Genomic DNA, 15104 nt, shown 5'->3' on the forward strand with positions numbered 1-15104 from the left:
AGTCGATGGGACGGGGCTCAGGCAGATGACGGCTGGGGGTGTGACGGGGATCGGTCATCTGGCGGTCGGCGTCGGCCTGATGTGCGCCGGGACGGCGGCCTGGATGGTGAGCGGCTCGAACACGGCGGCCCGCCGTGCCCGGTTGCTGTTCGCGGGCGGTGGCGCCGCGGCGCGGGGTGGTCCGTCGCCCTGGGAGCGGTTCGTGCTGCGGGTGCGGCGGTTGCCCGTGGAGTGGTGGTCGGTGGCCGTGGGTGCGGTGGTCGCGGTGCTCGGCACCTCTCTTCTGCCCCTGGTGGCCGGAGCCGTCGGCGTGCCGGTGTTGCGCCGGGTGCGACGCACGCGGGAGGCGGGGCAGGCACGGGAGGCGCGTGGCGAGGGGGTGATCGCGCTGTGCGGAGCGCTCGCCGGGGAGGTGCGGGCCGGGCGTCAGCCGGGCGAGGCACTGCTGCGGGCGGCTCGTGACTCCGGCGGGCTCGGTGAGGCCCAGGCGGCGGTGCTGGCGGCTGCGCGGTTCGGCGGGGACGTCGCGGGCGCGCTCGTGGACGCGGCACGGCAGCCGGGGGCCGACGGGTTGTCCGGGCTCGCCGCGTGCTGGCGGGTGGCCGTGGACCGGGGTGCCGGCCTGGCGGCCGGGCTGGACCGGCTGGAGGCGGCACTGCGTGCGGAGCGCGACCAACGCGCCGATCTGCGGGCGCACTTGGCGGGCGTCCGGTCGACGGCGGTCCTGCTCGCCGGGCTGCCGGTCCTCGGACTGCTGCTGGGCACCGCGCTCGGCGCCCGCCCGCTGCACGTGCTGTTGCACACCGGGGCGGGACTGGCGTGTCTGGTGGCCGGTGGCGTGCTGGAGGCGGCGGGGCTTTGGTGGGCGCTGCGGATCGTGCGCGGGGCGGAGGCGGCGTGAGCGCGGGCGTTGTCCACAGGCTGGGGATGTTGTGCGCGGTACTGGCGCTGTGGTGGTCGGCGCGGACACTCGTCGTCGCGCGGCGGAAGCGGAGGGTGCGGAGGCGGGTGGATGCGGTCCTGGCGGGTGCGGCTGCGAGTGCCGGTGCGGCGCAGGAGCGGTCGCGCGAGCGGGTGCCGCGTGGAGTCCTGCGGCGGGCCGAGGTGCGGGACGCCGTGCGGCGGTGGCTGCCGGTCACCGGGGCGCTGTGTGCCGGCTGGGTGGTGATCGGAGGGTTCGTCGGGCTGGGGGTCGGACTGGTCACCGGGTTCGGCGTGGCGCGTTGGAGGGCCCGGCAGGAGCGCGACCGCCGCACCGAGGAGTACGACCCTGTCGTGGCCGCCCGTCAGCTCCCGCTGGCCGCCGACCTGCTGGCGGCGTGCATCGCGGCGGGCGCGAGCCCGGTGTCTGCGGCCCAGGCGGTGGGCGAGGCGTTGGCGGGGCCGGTCGGGGAGCGGCTGGCGCGGGGCGCGGCCGAGGTGCGGCTCGGCGCCGAACCGGCCGATGCGTGGCAGCGGCTGGCCACGCTCCCCGGCGCGGGAGCACTGGCGCGGCTCCTTGAACGGGCGGGCGATTCCGGGGCCCCGGCGGCCGCACCGGTCGGGCGCCTCGCAGCTCGGGCGCGGGCCGAGTGGGCCCGAGGGGCGACGGCGCGGGCACGCCACGCGGGCGTCCTGGTCACCGCCCCGGTGGGCTTGTGCTTCCTGCCCGCGTTCATCGCGGTCGGGGTGCTGCCCGTGGTGATCGGGCTGGCGGGAGGGCTGCTGGGAGGGGGTGGGAGATGAGGGTGCACCGCATCCGGTGACGACCGACGGACCGGACGGACGGACCGGAGAACGGCCGCGGCCGGACAGAGAACGACCGGACAAACGGCCACGCAAACGAGCAGACGACGACGAGAACCCACGGGGGTTGAAATGAGCAAGGCGGTACGAGTACGAGCCCGGGCGCGCGCGCTGGCGCGCCGGCTGCGGGCGGTGGTGCGCAGGGACGCGGGCATGGTCACGTCCGAGTACGCGGTGGGGATCATCGCCGCGGTGGCCTTCGCGGCGGTCCTCTACAAGGTGCTGACGAGCGGGCAGGTCAGCGCGGAACTGCAGGCGATCGTGAAACGGGCGCTCAGTGTCCGGATGTGACGGCGTGAGGGCGCGCACGGGAGCGGGCCGTGGCCGGGACCAGGGCTTCGTGACGGCGGAGACCGCGGTCGTGCTGCCCGCCCTGGTGCTCTTCGCGATGGCCCTCGTCTGGGCCTTGTCGGCCGCGTCCGCGCAGATCCGGTGCGTGGACGCGGCCCGCGCGGGGGCCCGGGCGGCGGCTCGGCAGGAGCCGCCGGGCGTGGTGCGGGACATGGCCCGGCAGGCGGCTCCGGACGGCGCGAGGATCACGGTGAGCCGGCAGGGCGACCTGGTACGCGTCCTGGTGGTGGCGCATCCTCCGGGCCCGGACGTGTTCCCTCTCGAACTGCGCCACGAAGCGGTGGCATTGGCGGAGGAGACGGTGGGGGTGAAGCAGTGAGGGGATGTGGACCGGCCGCCGTCCGGAAGCGCGTGGCAGCCCTCGACGTCCGGTTGGTGGCGGCCCGTTCGGATCGCGGCTCCGCCACCGTCTGGGTCCTGTGCCTGCTCGGCGCGATGTGTGCCGTGTTCGGCGTCCTGCTGGCCCAGGGCGAGGTCGTGCTGGCCCGGCACCGTGCGGCCGGTGCGGCCGACCTCGCCGCGCTCGCGGCTGCGGACCACTGGGTCGACGGGGGCGGCAAGGCGTGCGCCACGGCGGCCCGGGTGGCCCGGGTCCAGGGGAGCAGGCTCGTGCGGTGCGCGCTCGTGGGGGCGGTATCCGACGTCACGGCGGCGTCGGCCGCGGGGCCGTTCACCACCGAGGTCAGGGCGAGGGCCGGGCCGGCGGAGCCGAGGGCGCCGGAGCCGCCGGACCGCTCGCCGCCTCCTCGGGCGCCCCGCGCAGCAGCACCGTGAGGAGGCGTACGGCACCCCTCTTGTGCAGCGGATCGTTGCCGTTGCCGCACTTGGGGGACTGGATGCAGGACGGGCAGCCCGCCTCGCACTCGCAGGATGCGATGGCCTGACGGGTGGCGGACAGCCAGGCGCGGGCCGTGTGGAAGGCGCGCTCCGCGAAGCCCGCGCCGCCCGGGTGGCCGTCGTACACGAAGACCGTGGGCAGGAGCGTGTCCGGGTGCAGCGGCACGGAGACGCCGCCGATGTCCCAGCGGTCGCAGGTGGCGAAGAGCGGAAGCATGCCGATCGAGGCGTGTTCGGCCGCGTGCAGCGCGCCGCCGAGGATCTCCGGGCCGATCCGGGCCTGGTCCAGCTGGTCCTCGGTGACCGTCCACCACACGGCGCGGGTGCGCAGCGTGCGAGGAGGGAGGTCGAGTTTCGTCTCGCCCAGCACCTCACCGGTGATCAGACGCCGGCGCAGAAAGGAGACGACCTGGTTGGTGACCTCCACGGAGCCGTAGCACAACCGGCCCTCGCCCCAGGGGATTGCCACGTCCGTCTCCAGGACGGAGATGGAGGTCGTGTCGCGGGCGACCGTCGTGTACGGCGGGTTGGCCTCCTCGACCAGGGCGACGGAGTCCTCCAGGTCGAGCGACCGCACCAGGTACGTACGGCCCTGGTGCAGATGGACCGCGCCCTCGTGGACCGTGGTGTGGGCGGCGCCCGCGTCGACCGTGCCGAGCAGCCGACCGGTGCCGGCCTCGACGACCTGGACCGGGCGCCCGCCCGCACCGCGGATGTCCGTGAGGTCGGCGGCACGCTCCCGGCGCGTCCAGTGCCAGGTCTTCGTGCGGCGGCGCAGCAGCTTCGCGGCCTCCAGCTGTGGCAGCACGTCCACGCACGCGGGACCGAACAGCTCCAGGTCGTCCTCCGTCAGCGGCAGCTCGGCCGCTGCCGCGCACAGGTGCGGCGCGAGGACGTAGGGGTTGTCCGGGTCGAGGACCGTGGACTCCACCGGCTGGTCGAACAGGGCCTCGGGGTGGTGGACGAGGAACGTGTCCAGAGGGTCGTCACGGGCGACCAGCACCGCGAGGGCGCCCTGCCCGGCACGGCCCGCGCGCCCTGCCTGCTGCCACAGCGACGCGCGTGTCCCCGGGTATCCGGCGATCACCACGGCGTCCAGCCCGGACACGTCCACGCCCAGCTCCAGGGCGGTCGTCGCGGCGAGGCCGAGGAGTTCGCCGGAGTGGAGGGCCCGCTCCAGGGCGCGGCGCTCCTCGGGAAGGTAGCCGCCGCGGTAGGCGGCCACGCGGCGGGCCAGGGAGCGGTCGACCTCCGCCAGGCGTTCCTGGGCGATCACCGAGATCAGCTCGGCGCCGCGGCGGGAGCGGACGAAGGCGACCGAGCGCACGCCCTGCACGGTCAGGTCGGTCAGCAGGTCGGCGGTCTCGGCGGTGGCCGTGCGCCGGACGGGCGCGCCCCGCTCTCCGTGCAGCTCGGTGAGTGGCGGCTCCCAGAGGGCGAAGACCAGCTCACCGCGCGGGGAGGCGTCGTCCGCGACCTCGACGACCGGCAGGCCGGTGAGGCGGCGGGCGGCCACCGAGGGCTCGGCGGCGGTCGCGGAGGCCAGCAGGAAGACGGGTGAGGCGCCGTAGCGGGCGCACAGGCGGCGCAGTCGGCGCAGGACCTGGGCGACATGGGAGCCGAAGACGCCGCGGTAGGTGTGGCACTCGTCGATGACGACGTACTTCAGGGCGCGCAGGAAGGAGGACCAGCGCGGATGGGAGGGCAATATGCCGCGATGCAGCATGTCGGGGTTGGTGAGGACGTAGTTGGCGTACTGGCGTACCCATTCCCGTTCCTCGGGCGGTGTGTCGCCGTCGTAGACCGCGGCGCGGATCGCCGTGCCGAGAGGGTGTGAAAGTTCCTTCACCGATCGGCACTGATCCGCCGCGAGGGCCTTGGTGGGGGCGAGGTACAGCGCGGTCGCGCCCCGGCCGTTCGGAGCCTCGGCGCCGTCCAGCAACCGCGACAGCACCGGGGCCAGGTAGGCGAGCGACTTGCCCGACGCCGTGCCCGTGGCGACGACCACCGAATCGCCGTCCAGGGCGTGCTCGGCGGCGAGCGCCTGGTGGGCCCAGGGGTGCTCGATGCCCGCGCGGCGCACGGCGGCGACGACCTCGGCACGGATCCGGTCCGGCCAGAGGGCATGGCGGCCCTCTCGCGGGGGCAAGTGCTCCGTATGAGTGATGCGCGCAGCCCGGCTCGGACCCGAGGCGAGTCGGTCCAGCACCCTGCCCGGCGAGGGGCGGGACACGGGGCCCGTCGTGGGTCGATCGGATCGGTGATTCTTGGCCATCGGCACCGAGTGTGTCACTGGCGTGACGGACAATGGGTCCAAGGCGTCGTACACGCCTGCCGGTAAGTGATTGAATGCCATCGCGGCTGGCGAACCGTTCCGGGGGCTGAAGCCGAGGTGCCCTTGGGGCGACCGCTCGATAGCAAGGTGCTGGAGGATCCGTGGACCTGTCCCTGTCGACCCGTACCGTCGGCGATCGTACGGTCGTCGAGGTCGGTGGCGAAATCGACGTATATACCGCGCCCAAGCTGCGCGAGCAGCTGGTCGAGCTGGTGAACGACGGGAATTTCCACCTCGTCGTCGACATGGAGGGCGTGGACTTCCTCGACTCCACCGGGCTCGGCGTGCTGGTGGGCGGCTTGAAGCGTGTTCGAGCCCATGAGGGCTCCCTGCGCCTGGTGTGCAACCAGGAGCGCATTCTCAAGATCTTCCGCATCACCGGCCTCACCAAGGTGTTCCCGATCCACACCTCGGTCGAGGAAGCGGTGTCGGCCACCGACTGACCCCGCTTCCGGGCCGTGGCGCCCGGACGGCAGAAGCAAGAGCGGGGGGTGCGGGCCAGTGCGGCCCGGGCCCCCCGACCGCACGCCCGAAGTTCTGAGGGGGATGCATGGCCACCGTTGAACTCCGCTTCAGCGCGCTGCCCGAACACGTCAGGACCGCCCGGCTCGTGGCGGCGGCGGTGGCGCGCCGGGCCGGAGTGGAGGAGGCCGCACTCGACGAGGTCAGGCTCGCCGTCGGGGAGGCCTGCTCCCGGGCCGTCGGACTGCACCAGAGCAACGGCATCTCGGCGCCGGTGCGTGTGCTGTTGACCGAGGAGGAGAAACAGTTCTCCATCGAGGTCGGCGACGAGGCACCGCACATCGTGCCCGGGGACGAGCCGGCGGGCGCCGACGCGGTCGAGGCGGAGGCCGAGGAGGACGAGATGGGTCTCGCGGTCATCAGTGGCCTCGTCGACGATGTGGAGGTCACCACCGGGGAGAACGGCGGACTGATCAGAATGAGCTGGCCCACCACGCCGCCCGGCACCGCCCCGTTCCCGGCCTGACGGCACGTTTCTCCCCCAAGCCCCGAAGACTTCTCCGGAAGGGCCCTGCCTGTGCAGGGCCCTTCTTTTTGTAAAGTCGTATCCTAATTCGTGAACCGCTTCACGTGAATACGTTCACGATCAATAGCGCGATAATTTGATCAAGGGTCTATCTCGTCAATGGTTTTGAGGCGTTACCACTTTCGGGTTCTGTGGCTGACGTGCGATCTTTTCCTGAAGAGCAAGTGACGTCTCAATCGGTTTACCGCGCACTGTTTTGATCAGGTTCCGGTACCTACAATCCGTCCACATCTTGAGCTCAGCCCAAGCGTCAAGGAGGACGAATGGCGGGGCTTTCTACCCCTCAACAGTTTGACTACCCCTCAGCCCTCGCGGCCGCGGTCCTGACACACGACAACCGCATGATCGTGGTGGTCATCGGGGCCGTCGCGCTGGCGGCCCTCGTGGTGGCCGGGATTCTGGTGCGCGAGGTGCTCGCGGCCGGCGAGGGCACCGACAGCATGAAGAAGATCGCGGCCGCGGTCCAGGAAGGCGCGAACGCCTATCTGGCCCGGCAGCTGCGCACGCTCGGCGTATTCGCCGTGGTCGTGTTCTTCCTGCTCATGCTGCTGCCCGCGGACGACTGGAATCAGCGCGCCGGACGGTCGGTGTTCTTCCTGATCGGTGCGGCGTTCTCGGCGGCCACCGGCTATATCGGTATGTGGCTCGCCGTGCGCAGCAATGTGCGCGTCGCCGCGGCGGCGCGCGAGGCGACCCCGGCGGAGGGCGAGCCGGAAAAGGACCTCACCGCCGTCTCGCACCGGGCGATGAAGATCGCTTTCCGCACAGGCGGTGTCGTCGGCATGTTCACGGTGGGGCTCGGTCTGCTGGGCGCCTCCTGTGTGGTGCTCGTCTACGCGGCGAACGCCCCGAAAGTCCTCGAGGGCTTCGGTCTGGGCGCCGCGCTGATCGCCATGTTCATGCGTGTCGGCGGCGGCATCTTCACCAAGGCCGCCGACGTCGGCGCCGACCTGGTCGGCAAGGTCGAGCAGGGCATTCCGGAGGACGATCCGCGCAATGCCGCGACCATCGCCGACAATGTGGGCGACAACGTCGGCGACTGCGCGGGGATGGCTGCCGACCTCTTCGAGTCGTACGCCGTCACGCTCGTCGCCGCGCTGATCCTGGGCAAGGCCGCGTTCGGCGACTCGGGGCTGGCGTTCCCGCTGATCGTGCCCGCGATCGGGGTCGTGACCGCGATGATCGGCATCTTCGCGGTGGCCCCGCGCCGGGCCGACCGCAGCGGCATGTCCGCGATCAACCGGGGCTTCTTCATCTCCGCGGTGATCTCGCTGGGGCTCGTCGCGGCGGCCGTCTTCGCCTATCTGCCGTCGTCGTACGCCGCCCTGAAGGGCGTCACCGACGCGGCGATCCGCGCCAAGAGCGGCGATCCGCGGATCCTCGCGCTCGTCGCGGTCGCCATCGGCATCCTGCTCGCCGCCCTGATCCAGCAGCTGACCGGCTACTTCACCGAGACCAGCCGCCGTCCCGTGCGGGACATCGGCAAGACCTCGCTGACCGGTCCCGCCACCGTGGTCCTCGCCGGCATCTCCGTCGGTCTGGAATCGGCGGTCTACACGGCGCTGCTGATCGGTCTCGGCGTCTACGGGGCGTTCCTGCTCGGCGGTACGTCGATCATGCTCGCGCTGTTCGCGGTGGCGCTGGCCGGCACGGGCCTGCTCACCACGGTCGGCGTGATCGTCGCCATGGACACCTTCGGTCCGGTCTCCGACAACGCACAGGGCATCGCCGAGATGTCCGGCGACGTCCAGGGCGCGGGCGCGCAGGTGCTCACCGACCTGGACGCCGTGGGCAACACCACCAAGGCGATCACCAAGGGCATCGCCATCGCCACCGCCGTCCTCGCGGCCTCGGCGCTGTTCGGCTCGTACCGCGACGCGATCACCACGGCCGCCCAGGACGTGGGCGAGAAGGTCGGCGACGGCGGGCCGATGAGCCTGGTCATGGACATCTCCCAGCCCAACAACCTGGTCGGCCTCATCGCCGGCGCGGCGGTCGTCTTCCTCTTCTCGGGGCTGGCGATCAACGCGGTGTCCCGGGCGGCCGGTGCGGTGGTCTTCGAGGTGCGGCGGCAGTTCCGCGACCGGCCCGGGATCATGAACTACACGGAGAAACCGGAGTACGGCAAGGTCGTCGACATCTGCACCAAGGACGCCCTCAGGGAGCTGGCCACGCCCGGCCTGCTCGCCGTCATGGCGCCCATCGCCCTCGGGTTCACGCTCGGCGTCGGAGCGCTCGGCGCGTACCTCGCGGGCGCGATCGGCACCGGCACGCTGATGGCGGTCTTCCTCGCCAACTCCGGAGGCGCCTGGGACAACGCCAAGAAACTCGTCGAGGACGGCCACCACGGCGGCAAGGGAAGCGAGGCGCACGCCGCGACGGTGATCGGCGACACGGTCGGCGACCCGTTCAAGGACACCGCGGGCCCCGCGATCAACCCGCTGCTCAAGGTGATGAACCTGGTGTCGCTGCTGATCGCGCCCGCGGTCGTCAAGTTCTCCTACGGCAGCGACAGGAACATCGGCGTGCGGATCGCCATCGCGGTCGTCGCGCTCGTCGTGATCGTGCTCGCGGTGTACATCTCCAAGCGGCGCGGGATCGCCGTGGGTGACGAAGACAACGCCGAGAAGGTGTCCAAGCCCGCTGATCCGGCGGTGGTGTCGTAGCCCGGCGGCACGGCACCCCGCACTTACGCCTGGTCAGATACGGGCACACGGGCGGGCGTACGGCGCTCCTCAAGAGGCCGTGCGCCCGCCCTTGTCCGTGTGCGGAGCCTTCTCGTGAGCCTTCTCTCGCTTGGTACAAAAGGCTGCAATAACAGTCAAAGGTGATATTCGGCCATCGGGCGTCGCCCGATTGGCGTGTATCTTCCGGGCCGAGAGAGCCATGGAAGGGACCAATCCGGTGAACAAGAAGCTCGCGGCCACAGTGTCCGGCGGTGCGGTGCTGGTACTGGCGCTGTCGGCCTGCACCAGCGGTGGCAAGAGCCAGACCGACGACAAGCTGGCTTCCTGGGCCAAGCAGGTCTGCGACGCGGTGCCGGCGCAGAACACGAAGATCAAGGCCGCCAACGACGCGATCACGAAGGCGGCCTCGGACGCCACGAACCCGCCTCAGGCCATCCAGAAGACCGACTCGCAGGCCTTCCAGGACATGTCCGACGGCTACAAGGCGCTCGCGACCGCCCTGAACAACGCCGGAGCGCCCCCCGGTGTCGACGGCGGCGCGCAGCGGCAGCAGGACGCCGTCAAGACCCTGAACAACCTCTCCGCGTCCTACGCCGACCTGAAGAAGAAGGTGGACGCGCTCAACACGAAGGACCAGGGCAAGTTCGCGTCCGGGCTGCACGACATCGCGGCGCAGATGACCGAGCTGGAGAAGCAGAACCAGAGCGGGACCACGGCGCTGAAGAACCTCGAGCAGGGCGACGTGAAGAAGGCGATCGCCGAGCAGGCGAGCTGCAAGAAGGCGGCCGCTACGGCCTCGGCGACCGCGGGCTGAGTCCGTCCGCACGCCACAATGGGGTCGTGAGTACCCCCAGTCGAACCCTGCCCTCCCTGGACCGCACCGATGTCGCCGCACGGCTGCGGGACGCCCTGCTCTGCGCCTCCTTCACCGCCGACGGGCTGCTCGACCTGCTCGGAGCGCCCGCGTACGCGGCGCTCGCGCGGAGCGAGACCGTCCCCGCACTCCGGGCGACGCGCGGGGACACGCCGCTGGAGACACTCGTACGGCTGTTCCTGCTGCAACAACCCGTGCTCCACGCGCGCGTGGCCGACGTCCTGCCCCTCGACGCCTGCCTGGAGGCCGACTGGCTGGTGCGCACCGGCGGGGACGAGGTCGCCGCGACCGTGGACGTGCGGCCGTACGGCGGACCGGACGGCGAGGACTGGTTCATCGTCTCCGACCTCGGGTGTGCCGTCGGTGGTGCGGGGGGCATCGGCAGCCGGGACGAAAGCGTCGTCCTCGGGGTCGGCGGCGCCTCCACCACACTCGCCGGCATCACCGTACGGACCCCCGTCGGCTCCGCCCTCGACCTCGGCACCGGCTCCGGGATCCAGGCGCTGCACGCCGCCCAGCACGCCACGCGCGTGATCGCGACCGACGTCAACGCGCGCGCCCTGCACATCGCCGCACTCACCCTGGCACTGTCCGGCGCGTCGGCCGCCGATCTGCGCGAGGGTTCGCTCTTCGAGCCGGTCCGGGAAGACGAGACGTTCGACCTGATCGTCTCCAACCCGCCCTTCGTGATCTCCCCCGGCGCCCGGCTCACCTACCGCGACGGCGGAATGAGCGGGGACGATCTGTGCCGCACGCTCGTTCAGGGATCGGGGGAGCGGTTGAACGCGGGCGGGTTCGCGCAGTTCCTCGCCAACTGGCAGCACGTGGAAGGGGAGGACTGGCAGGACAGGCTCAGGTCATGGGTGCCGCGCGGCTGCGACGCGTGGGTCGTGCAGCGCGAGGTGCAGGACATCACGCAGTACGCCGAGCTGTGGCTCAGGGACGCCGGGGACCACCGCGGCGATGCGGCCGACTACCAGGCGCGGTACGACGCGTGGCTGGACGAGTTCGAGGCGCGCAAGGTGCGCGCCGTCGGATTCGGCTGGATCGCCCTGCGCAGGACCGACGCGGCCGAGCCCTCGATCACGATCGAGGAGTGGCCGCATCCGGTCGAACAGCCGCTCGGAGACACGGTGCGTGCCCACTTCGACCGCGTCGACTACCTGCGGGCGCACGACGACGCGGCCCTGCTCGCCGGGCACTTCAAGCTCGTCGCCGAAGTCGTCCAGGAGCAGGTCGGGCTGCCAGGCGCCGAGGACCCGGAGCACGTGGTGCTGCGCCAGAACCGGGGGATGCGTCGCGCCACCAAGGTGGACACGGTCGGCGCGGGCTTCGCGGGCGTCTGCGACGGCACGCTGAGTGCGGGACGGATCCTGGACGCCATCGCCCAGCTGGTCGGCGAGGACCCCGTGCTGCTGCGCGACCGAACGCCCGCACAGATCCGGCTGCTGGTCGAACAGGGTTTCCTGGAGCCCGCGCGTTGACGGAGGTGGCGCGGCCGAGTGGGGCCCGGGCCGTGGAGCCCGATGGCGGCGCTGGGGCTGCGATTGGGCCACTCTTCGGCGCGAACCGCCGCACCAACGAGTTCGAGCCGAGTTCGTTCCGGTGGCCGGCCGCCGGCCGCCGGCCGCCGACCCCCGGCCCCCCGGCCCCCCGACCCCCCGGCCCTGAACGCTGTCGCGCCGGAGCGCACAGGGCGTGCGGGGTGAATTGTCCGCCGCCCGCCACGCGTTCACCTCACGTTCGCGTGCAGGCTTTCCCGGCGTGCCAGCCTCCCGTCGCCGGGGCGGGTCGGGCGGGAAGGAAGCCGGGTCGGCCGGGCGGGAGGGAAACGACATGGAGAGCGGGCCGGCGATCATCACGGGGACGGTGTTCGCCCTGTTCGGCGGCGGTCTGCTGACCTGGACCGCGACCAGGCTGTACCGTGGTGAGCCGGTGGCGGACGGTGTGAGCCGTATCGCATCCGCCACGCTCGCGGGCCTCGCCGCCGTGGCCGCGCTCGCGGCCGGTACGTGGTGCTTCCTCCGCCTCTGACATCACCGTTCCCGGTTCCCGGGCGACCGGAGCGGGAGTAATGGGGAGATCACGCTCCGGACCGGCAGGAAAAGGCCGCTGGACAGTCCGGGCGGCAGGAATGCCGGTAGTCGGGTTACCGTTCGAGTGGCCGTTGTGGGCTTTTCCCGTTTGACACGGGGGCGGGATGTACCGTCACACTCCGCAGCGTCACCAGCGAGCCAGAAAGCGACCTCACCCCGGGACCAAGGCCTGGGGAGGCCCCAGCGTCGACCGGAGAGAAGAGCGAAGTTGTCCCCGACCAGCGAGACCGCACAGGGCGGCCGCCGACTCGTCATCGTCGAGTCGCCTGCCAAGGCGAAGACGATCAAGGGCTATCTCGGCCCGGGCTACACCGTCGAGGCGAGCGTCGGGCACATCCGCGACCTTCCGAACGGCGCCGCGGAGGTGCCCGAGAAGTACACCGGCGAGGTCCGCCGCCTCGGCGTGGACGTCGAACACGACTTCCAGCCGATCTACGTCGTCAACGCCGACAAGAAGGCGCAGGTCAAGAAGCTCAAGGATCTGCTGCGCGAATCCGACGAGCTCTTCCTCGCCACCGATGAGGACCGCGAGGGCGAGGCCATCGCCTGGCACCTCCAGGAGGTGCTGAAGCCCAAGGTCCCGGTCAAGCGGATGGTCTTCCACGAGATCACCAAGGACGCGATCCAGCAGGCCGTGCGCAACCCGCGCGAGCTGAACCAGAAGCTCGTCGACGCCCAGGAGACCCGCCGCATCCTCGACCGGCTCTACGGCTACGAGGTCTCGCCGGTCCTGTGGAAGAAGGTCATGCCGCGCCTGTCGGCCGGCCGTGTCCAGTCGGTCGCCACCCGTCTCGTGGTGGAGCGGGAACGCGAGCGCATCGCGTTCCGTTCCGCCGAGTACTGGGACCTGACGGGCACCTTCGCCACCGGCCGCGCGGGTGACCCCTCGGACCCGTCGTCGCTGGTCGCGCGTCTGCAGAGCGTCGACGGCAGGAGGGTCGCGCAGGGGCGCGACTTCGACTCCCTGGGACAGCTCAAGAGCGGCCAGGTCCTGCACCTCGACGAGGCGGACGCCCGCGCCCTCGCCGCCGCCCTGGCGGACACCCGCTTCTCGGTCAGGTCCGTCGAGTCCAAGCCGTACCGCCGCTCGCCGTACGCCCCGTTCCGTACGACGACGCTGCAGCAGGAGGCGAGCCGCAAGCTCGGCTTCGGCGCGAAGGCCACCATGCAGATCGCGCAGAAGCTGTACGAGAACGGCTACATCACGTACATGCGTACGGACTCCACGACGCTGTCGGACACGGCGATCGCCGCCGCCCGCGCCCAGGTAACGCACCTGTACGGCGGCGAATACCTGCCCGACGCGCCGCGCACCTACGCCGCCAAGGTCAAGAACGCGCAGGAGGCGCACGAGGCGATCCGGCCCTCGGGTGATCGTTTCCGCACCCCGGCGGAGACGGGACTGACCGGCGACCAGTTCAGGCTCTACGAGCTGATCTGGAAGCGGACCGTCGCCTCCCAGATGAAGGACGCGACCGGCAACTCGGTCACCGTCAGGATCGGCGGCACCGCCGCCGACGGCCGGGAGGCCGAGTTCAGCGCCTCCGGCAAGACGATCACCTTCCACGGCTTCCTGAAGGCCTACGTCGAGGGCGCCGACGACCCGAACGCCGAGCTCGACGACCGCGAGCGCCGGCTGCCGCAGGTCGCCGAGGGCGACGCGCTGAGCGCCGAGGAGATCACCGCCGACGGCCACGCGACCAAGGCCCCGGCCCGCTACACCGAGGCCAGCCTGGTCAAGGAGCTCGAAGAGCGGGAGATCGGCCGTCCGTCGACGTACGCGTCGATCATCGGCACGATCCTGGATCGCGGCTACGTGTTCAAGAAGGGCACGGCCCTCGTGCCGTCCTTCCTTTCCTTCGCCGTGGTCAATCTCCTGGAGAAGCACTTCGGGCGGCTCGTCGACTACGACTTCACCGCCAAGATGGAGGACGACCTCGACCGCATCGCCCGGGGCGAGGCGCAGGCCGTGCCGTGGCTGAAGCGGTTCTACTTCGGCGAGACGGCATCCGGCAGCGGCTTCCCCGCGGGCGCCAACGGCACCGCGGCCGACGCCGGGAACGGTGACGGGGATCACCTCGGCGGCCTCAAGGAGCTGGTGACCGACCTGGGCGCGATCGACGCGCGCGAGGTGTCGTCGTTCCCCGTCGGGGACGACATCGTGCTGCGGGTCGGCCGTTACGGCCCGTACATCGAGCGCGGCGAGAAGGACACCGAGCAGCACCAACGCGCCGACATCCCGGCCGACCTCGCGCCCGACGAGCTCACCGTCGAGCTGGCGGAGGAGCTGCTGGCCAAGCCGAGCGGCGAGCGCCCGCTGGGCACGGACCCGGAGACGGGCCGCCCGATCGTCGCCAAGGACGGCCGCTACGGCCCGTACGTCACCGAGATCCTCCCCGAGGGCACCCCGAAGACCGGCAAGAACGCGGTCAAGCCGCGCACGGCGTCGCTGTTCAAGTCGATGTCGCTGGACACGGTGACCCTCGACGACGCGCTGAGGCTGATGTCGCTGCCGCGTGTCGTGGGCACCGACGCCGACGGGCAGGAGATCACCGCGCAGAACGGTCGCTACGGCCCGTACCTGAAGAAGGGCACGGACTCGCGCTCGCTGCAGTCCGAGGACCAGATCTTCACGATCACGCTTCAGGAGGCCCAGGCGATCTACGCCCAGCCCAAGCAGCGTGGCCGGGCGGCCGCCAAGCCGCCGCTGAAGGAGCTGGGCGAGGACCCGGTGAGCGGGAAGCCGGTCGTCGTCAAGGACGGCCGCTTCGGGCCGTACGTCACCGACGGCGAGACCAACGCGACCCTGCGCTCCGGCGACAGCGTCGAGGCGATCACGCCGGAGCGGGGCTTCGAGCTGCTCGCGGAGAAGCGCGCCAAGACGCCCGCGAAGAAGACGGCGAAGAAGGCCGCGGCCAAGAAGGCACCGGCCAAGAAGGCGACGTCGACCGCGGCGAAGAAGACGGCCGCCAAGAAGACCGCCGCGAAGAAGACAACGGCGAAGACGACGACGGCGAAGAAGACCGCTGCCGCCAAGACGGCGGCGTCGAAGGGCACCGCGGAGGACTGACGCGGACGAGGGACCGGGCCC

13 protein-coding genes are annotated in these 15104 nt (G+C 71.6%); 12 read left to right on the plus strand and 1 reads right to left on the minus strand.

From position 1 onward, the window contains the following. The first annotated feature begins 25 nt into the window (after window positions 1-25). The 5 genes from ACZ7L1_RS28390 to ACZ7L1_RS28410 all read left to right on the plus strand — a co-directional run bounded on the left by ACZ7L1_RS28390 (window position 26) and on the right by ACZ7L1_RS28410 (window position 2910). Window positions 26-901 (plus strand): type II secretion system F family protein, encoded by an 876-nt coding sequence (locus tag ACZ7L1_RS28390; RefSeq protein WP_471440892.1) that lies wholly within the window; start codon window positions 26-28, stop codon window positions 899-901. Continuing rightward, on the plus strand, window positions 898-1725 hold the full coding sequence (locus tag ACZ7L1_RS28395; RefSeq protein ID WP_471440894.1) for a type II secretion system F family protein: 828 nt from the start codon (window positions 898-900) through the stop codon (window positions 1723-1725). Before ACZ7L1_RS28390 ends, ACZ7L1_RS28395 begins: the two co-directional genes overlap by 4 nt. 132 nt (window positions 1726-1857) lie before the next feature. Further along, on the plus strand, window positions 1858-2076 hold the full coding sequence (locus ACZ7L1_RS28400) for a DUF4244 domain-containing protein (protein WP_471440896.1): 219 nt from the start codon (window positions 1858-1860) through the stop codon (window positions 2074-2076). A 4-nt stretch (window positions 2077-2080) separates the two neighbouring features. Continuing rightward, window positions 2081-2455, plus strand: coding sequence for a TadE family type IV pilus minor pilin (locus ACZ7L1_RS28405; RefSeq protein ID WP_471440897.1), 375 nt, complete (start codon window positions 2081-2083; stop codon window positions 2453-2455). Window positions 2456-2487: 32 nt separating this feature from the next. Then, window positions 2488-2910: an Rv3654c family TadE-like protein gene (locus ACZ7L1_RS28410; RefSeq protein ID WP_471440899.1), complete on the plus strand. Its 423-nt coding sequence runs from the start codon at window positions 2488-2490 to the stop codon at window positions 2908-2910. Here ACZ7L1_RS28410 and ACZ7L1_RS28415 read toward each other — a convergent pair. Beyond that, entirely contained in the window at window positions 2819-5329 is a 2511-nt protein-coding gene (locus ACZ7L1_RS28415; RefSeq protein WP_471440901.1) for a DEAD/DEAH box helicase, read from the minus strand. The genes ACZ7L1_RS28410 and ACZ7L1_RS28415 overlap by 92 nt on opposite strands. 80 nt (window positions 5330-5409) lie before the next feature. On the opposite strand from ACZ7L1_RS28415, the gene bldG reads away from it, so the two are divergent. From bldG to topA, 7 genes are all read left to right on the plus strand, one after another. After that, window positions 5410-5751, plus strand: a complete 342-nt coding sequence (bldG, locus tag ACZ7L1_RS28420) for an anti-sigma factor antagonist BldG (RefSeq protein ID WP_103840429.1) — start codon at window positions 5410-5412, stop codon at window positions 5749-5751. Window positions 5752-5858: 107 nt separating this feature from the next. Further along, complete coding sequence (locus ACZ7L1_RS28425; protein ID WP_471440903.1) at window positions 5859-6296, plus strand: ATP-binding protein; 438 nt, start codon at window positions 5859-5861, stop codon at window positions 6294-6296. Between the two features lie 323 nt (window positions 6297-6619). Then, window positions 6620-9022 (plus strand): sodium-translocating pyrophosphatase, encoded by a 2403-nt coding sequence (locus ACZ7L1_RS28430; RefSeq protein WP_471440905.1) that lies wholly within the window; start codon window positions 6620-6622, stop codon window positions 9020-9022. 220 nt (window positions 9023-9242) lie between these two features. Then, complete coding sequence (locus tag ACZ7L1_RS28435) at window positions 9243-9857, plus strand: small secreted protein (protein ID WP_471440907.1); 615 nt, start codon at window positions 9243-9245, stop codon at window positions 9855-9857. Between the two features lie 26 nt (window positions 9858-9883). Further along, window positions 9884-11401 carry a DUF7059 domain-containing protein gene (locus ACZ7L1_RS28440; RefSeq protein WP_471440909.1) on the plus strand — a complete coding sequence of 506 codons (1518 nt, stop codon included), beginning with the start codon at window positions 9884-9886 and terminating at the stop codon, window positions 11399-11401. A gap of 352 nt (window positions 11402-11753) precedes the next feature. Then, a complete protein-coding gene (locus tag ACZ7L1_RS28445) occupies window positions 11754-11951 on the plus strand; it encodes a hypothetical protein (protein ID WP_471440911.1) in 198 nt (65 codons plus the stop codon). A 270-nt stretch (window positions 11952-12221) separates the two neighbouring features. Continuing rightward, entirely contained in the window at window positions 12222-15083 is a 2862-nt protein-coding gene (topA, locus tag ACZ7L1_RS28450; protein WP_471440912.1) for a type I DNA topoisomerase, read from the plus strand. The last annotated feature ends 21 nt before the right edge of the window (window positions 15084-15104 follow it).

It is taken from the genome of Streptomyces sp. NPDC107546, from assembly GCF_055639175.1.

Bases quoted from the DNA above. Each gene is read 5' to 3' on its own strand.
- ACZ7L1_RS28390 (WP_471440892.1), top strand. From the start codon at position 26: ATGACGGCTGGGGGTGTGACGGGGATCGGTCATCTGGCGGTCGGCGTC.
- ACZ7L1_RS28400 (WP_471440896.1), top strand. From the start codon at position 1,858: ATGAGCAAGGCGGTACGAGTACGAGCCCGGGCGCGCGCGCTGGCGCGC.
- ACZ7L1_RS28415 (WP_471440901.1), bottom strand. From the start codon at position 5,329: ATGGCATTCAATCACTTACCGGCAGGCGTGTACGACGCCTTGGACCCA.
- ACZ7L1_RS28425 (WP_471440903.1), top strand. From the start codon at position 5,859: ATGGCCACCGTTGAACTCCGCTTCAGCGCGCTGCCCGAACACGTCAGG.
- ACZ7L1_RS28430 (WP_471440905.1), top strand. From the start codon at position 6,620: ATGGCGGGGCTTTCTACCCCTCAACAGTTTGACTACCCCTCAGCCCTC.
- ACZ7L1_RS28435 (WP_471440907.1), top strand. From the start codon at position 9,243: ATGGAAGGGACCAATCCGGTGAACAAGAAGCTCGCGGCCACAGTGTCC.
- ACZ7L1_RS28445 (WP_471440911.1), top strand. From the start codon at position 11,754: ATGGAGAGCGGGCCGGCGATCATCACGGGGACGGTGTTCGCCCTGTTC.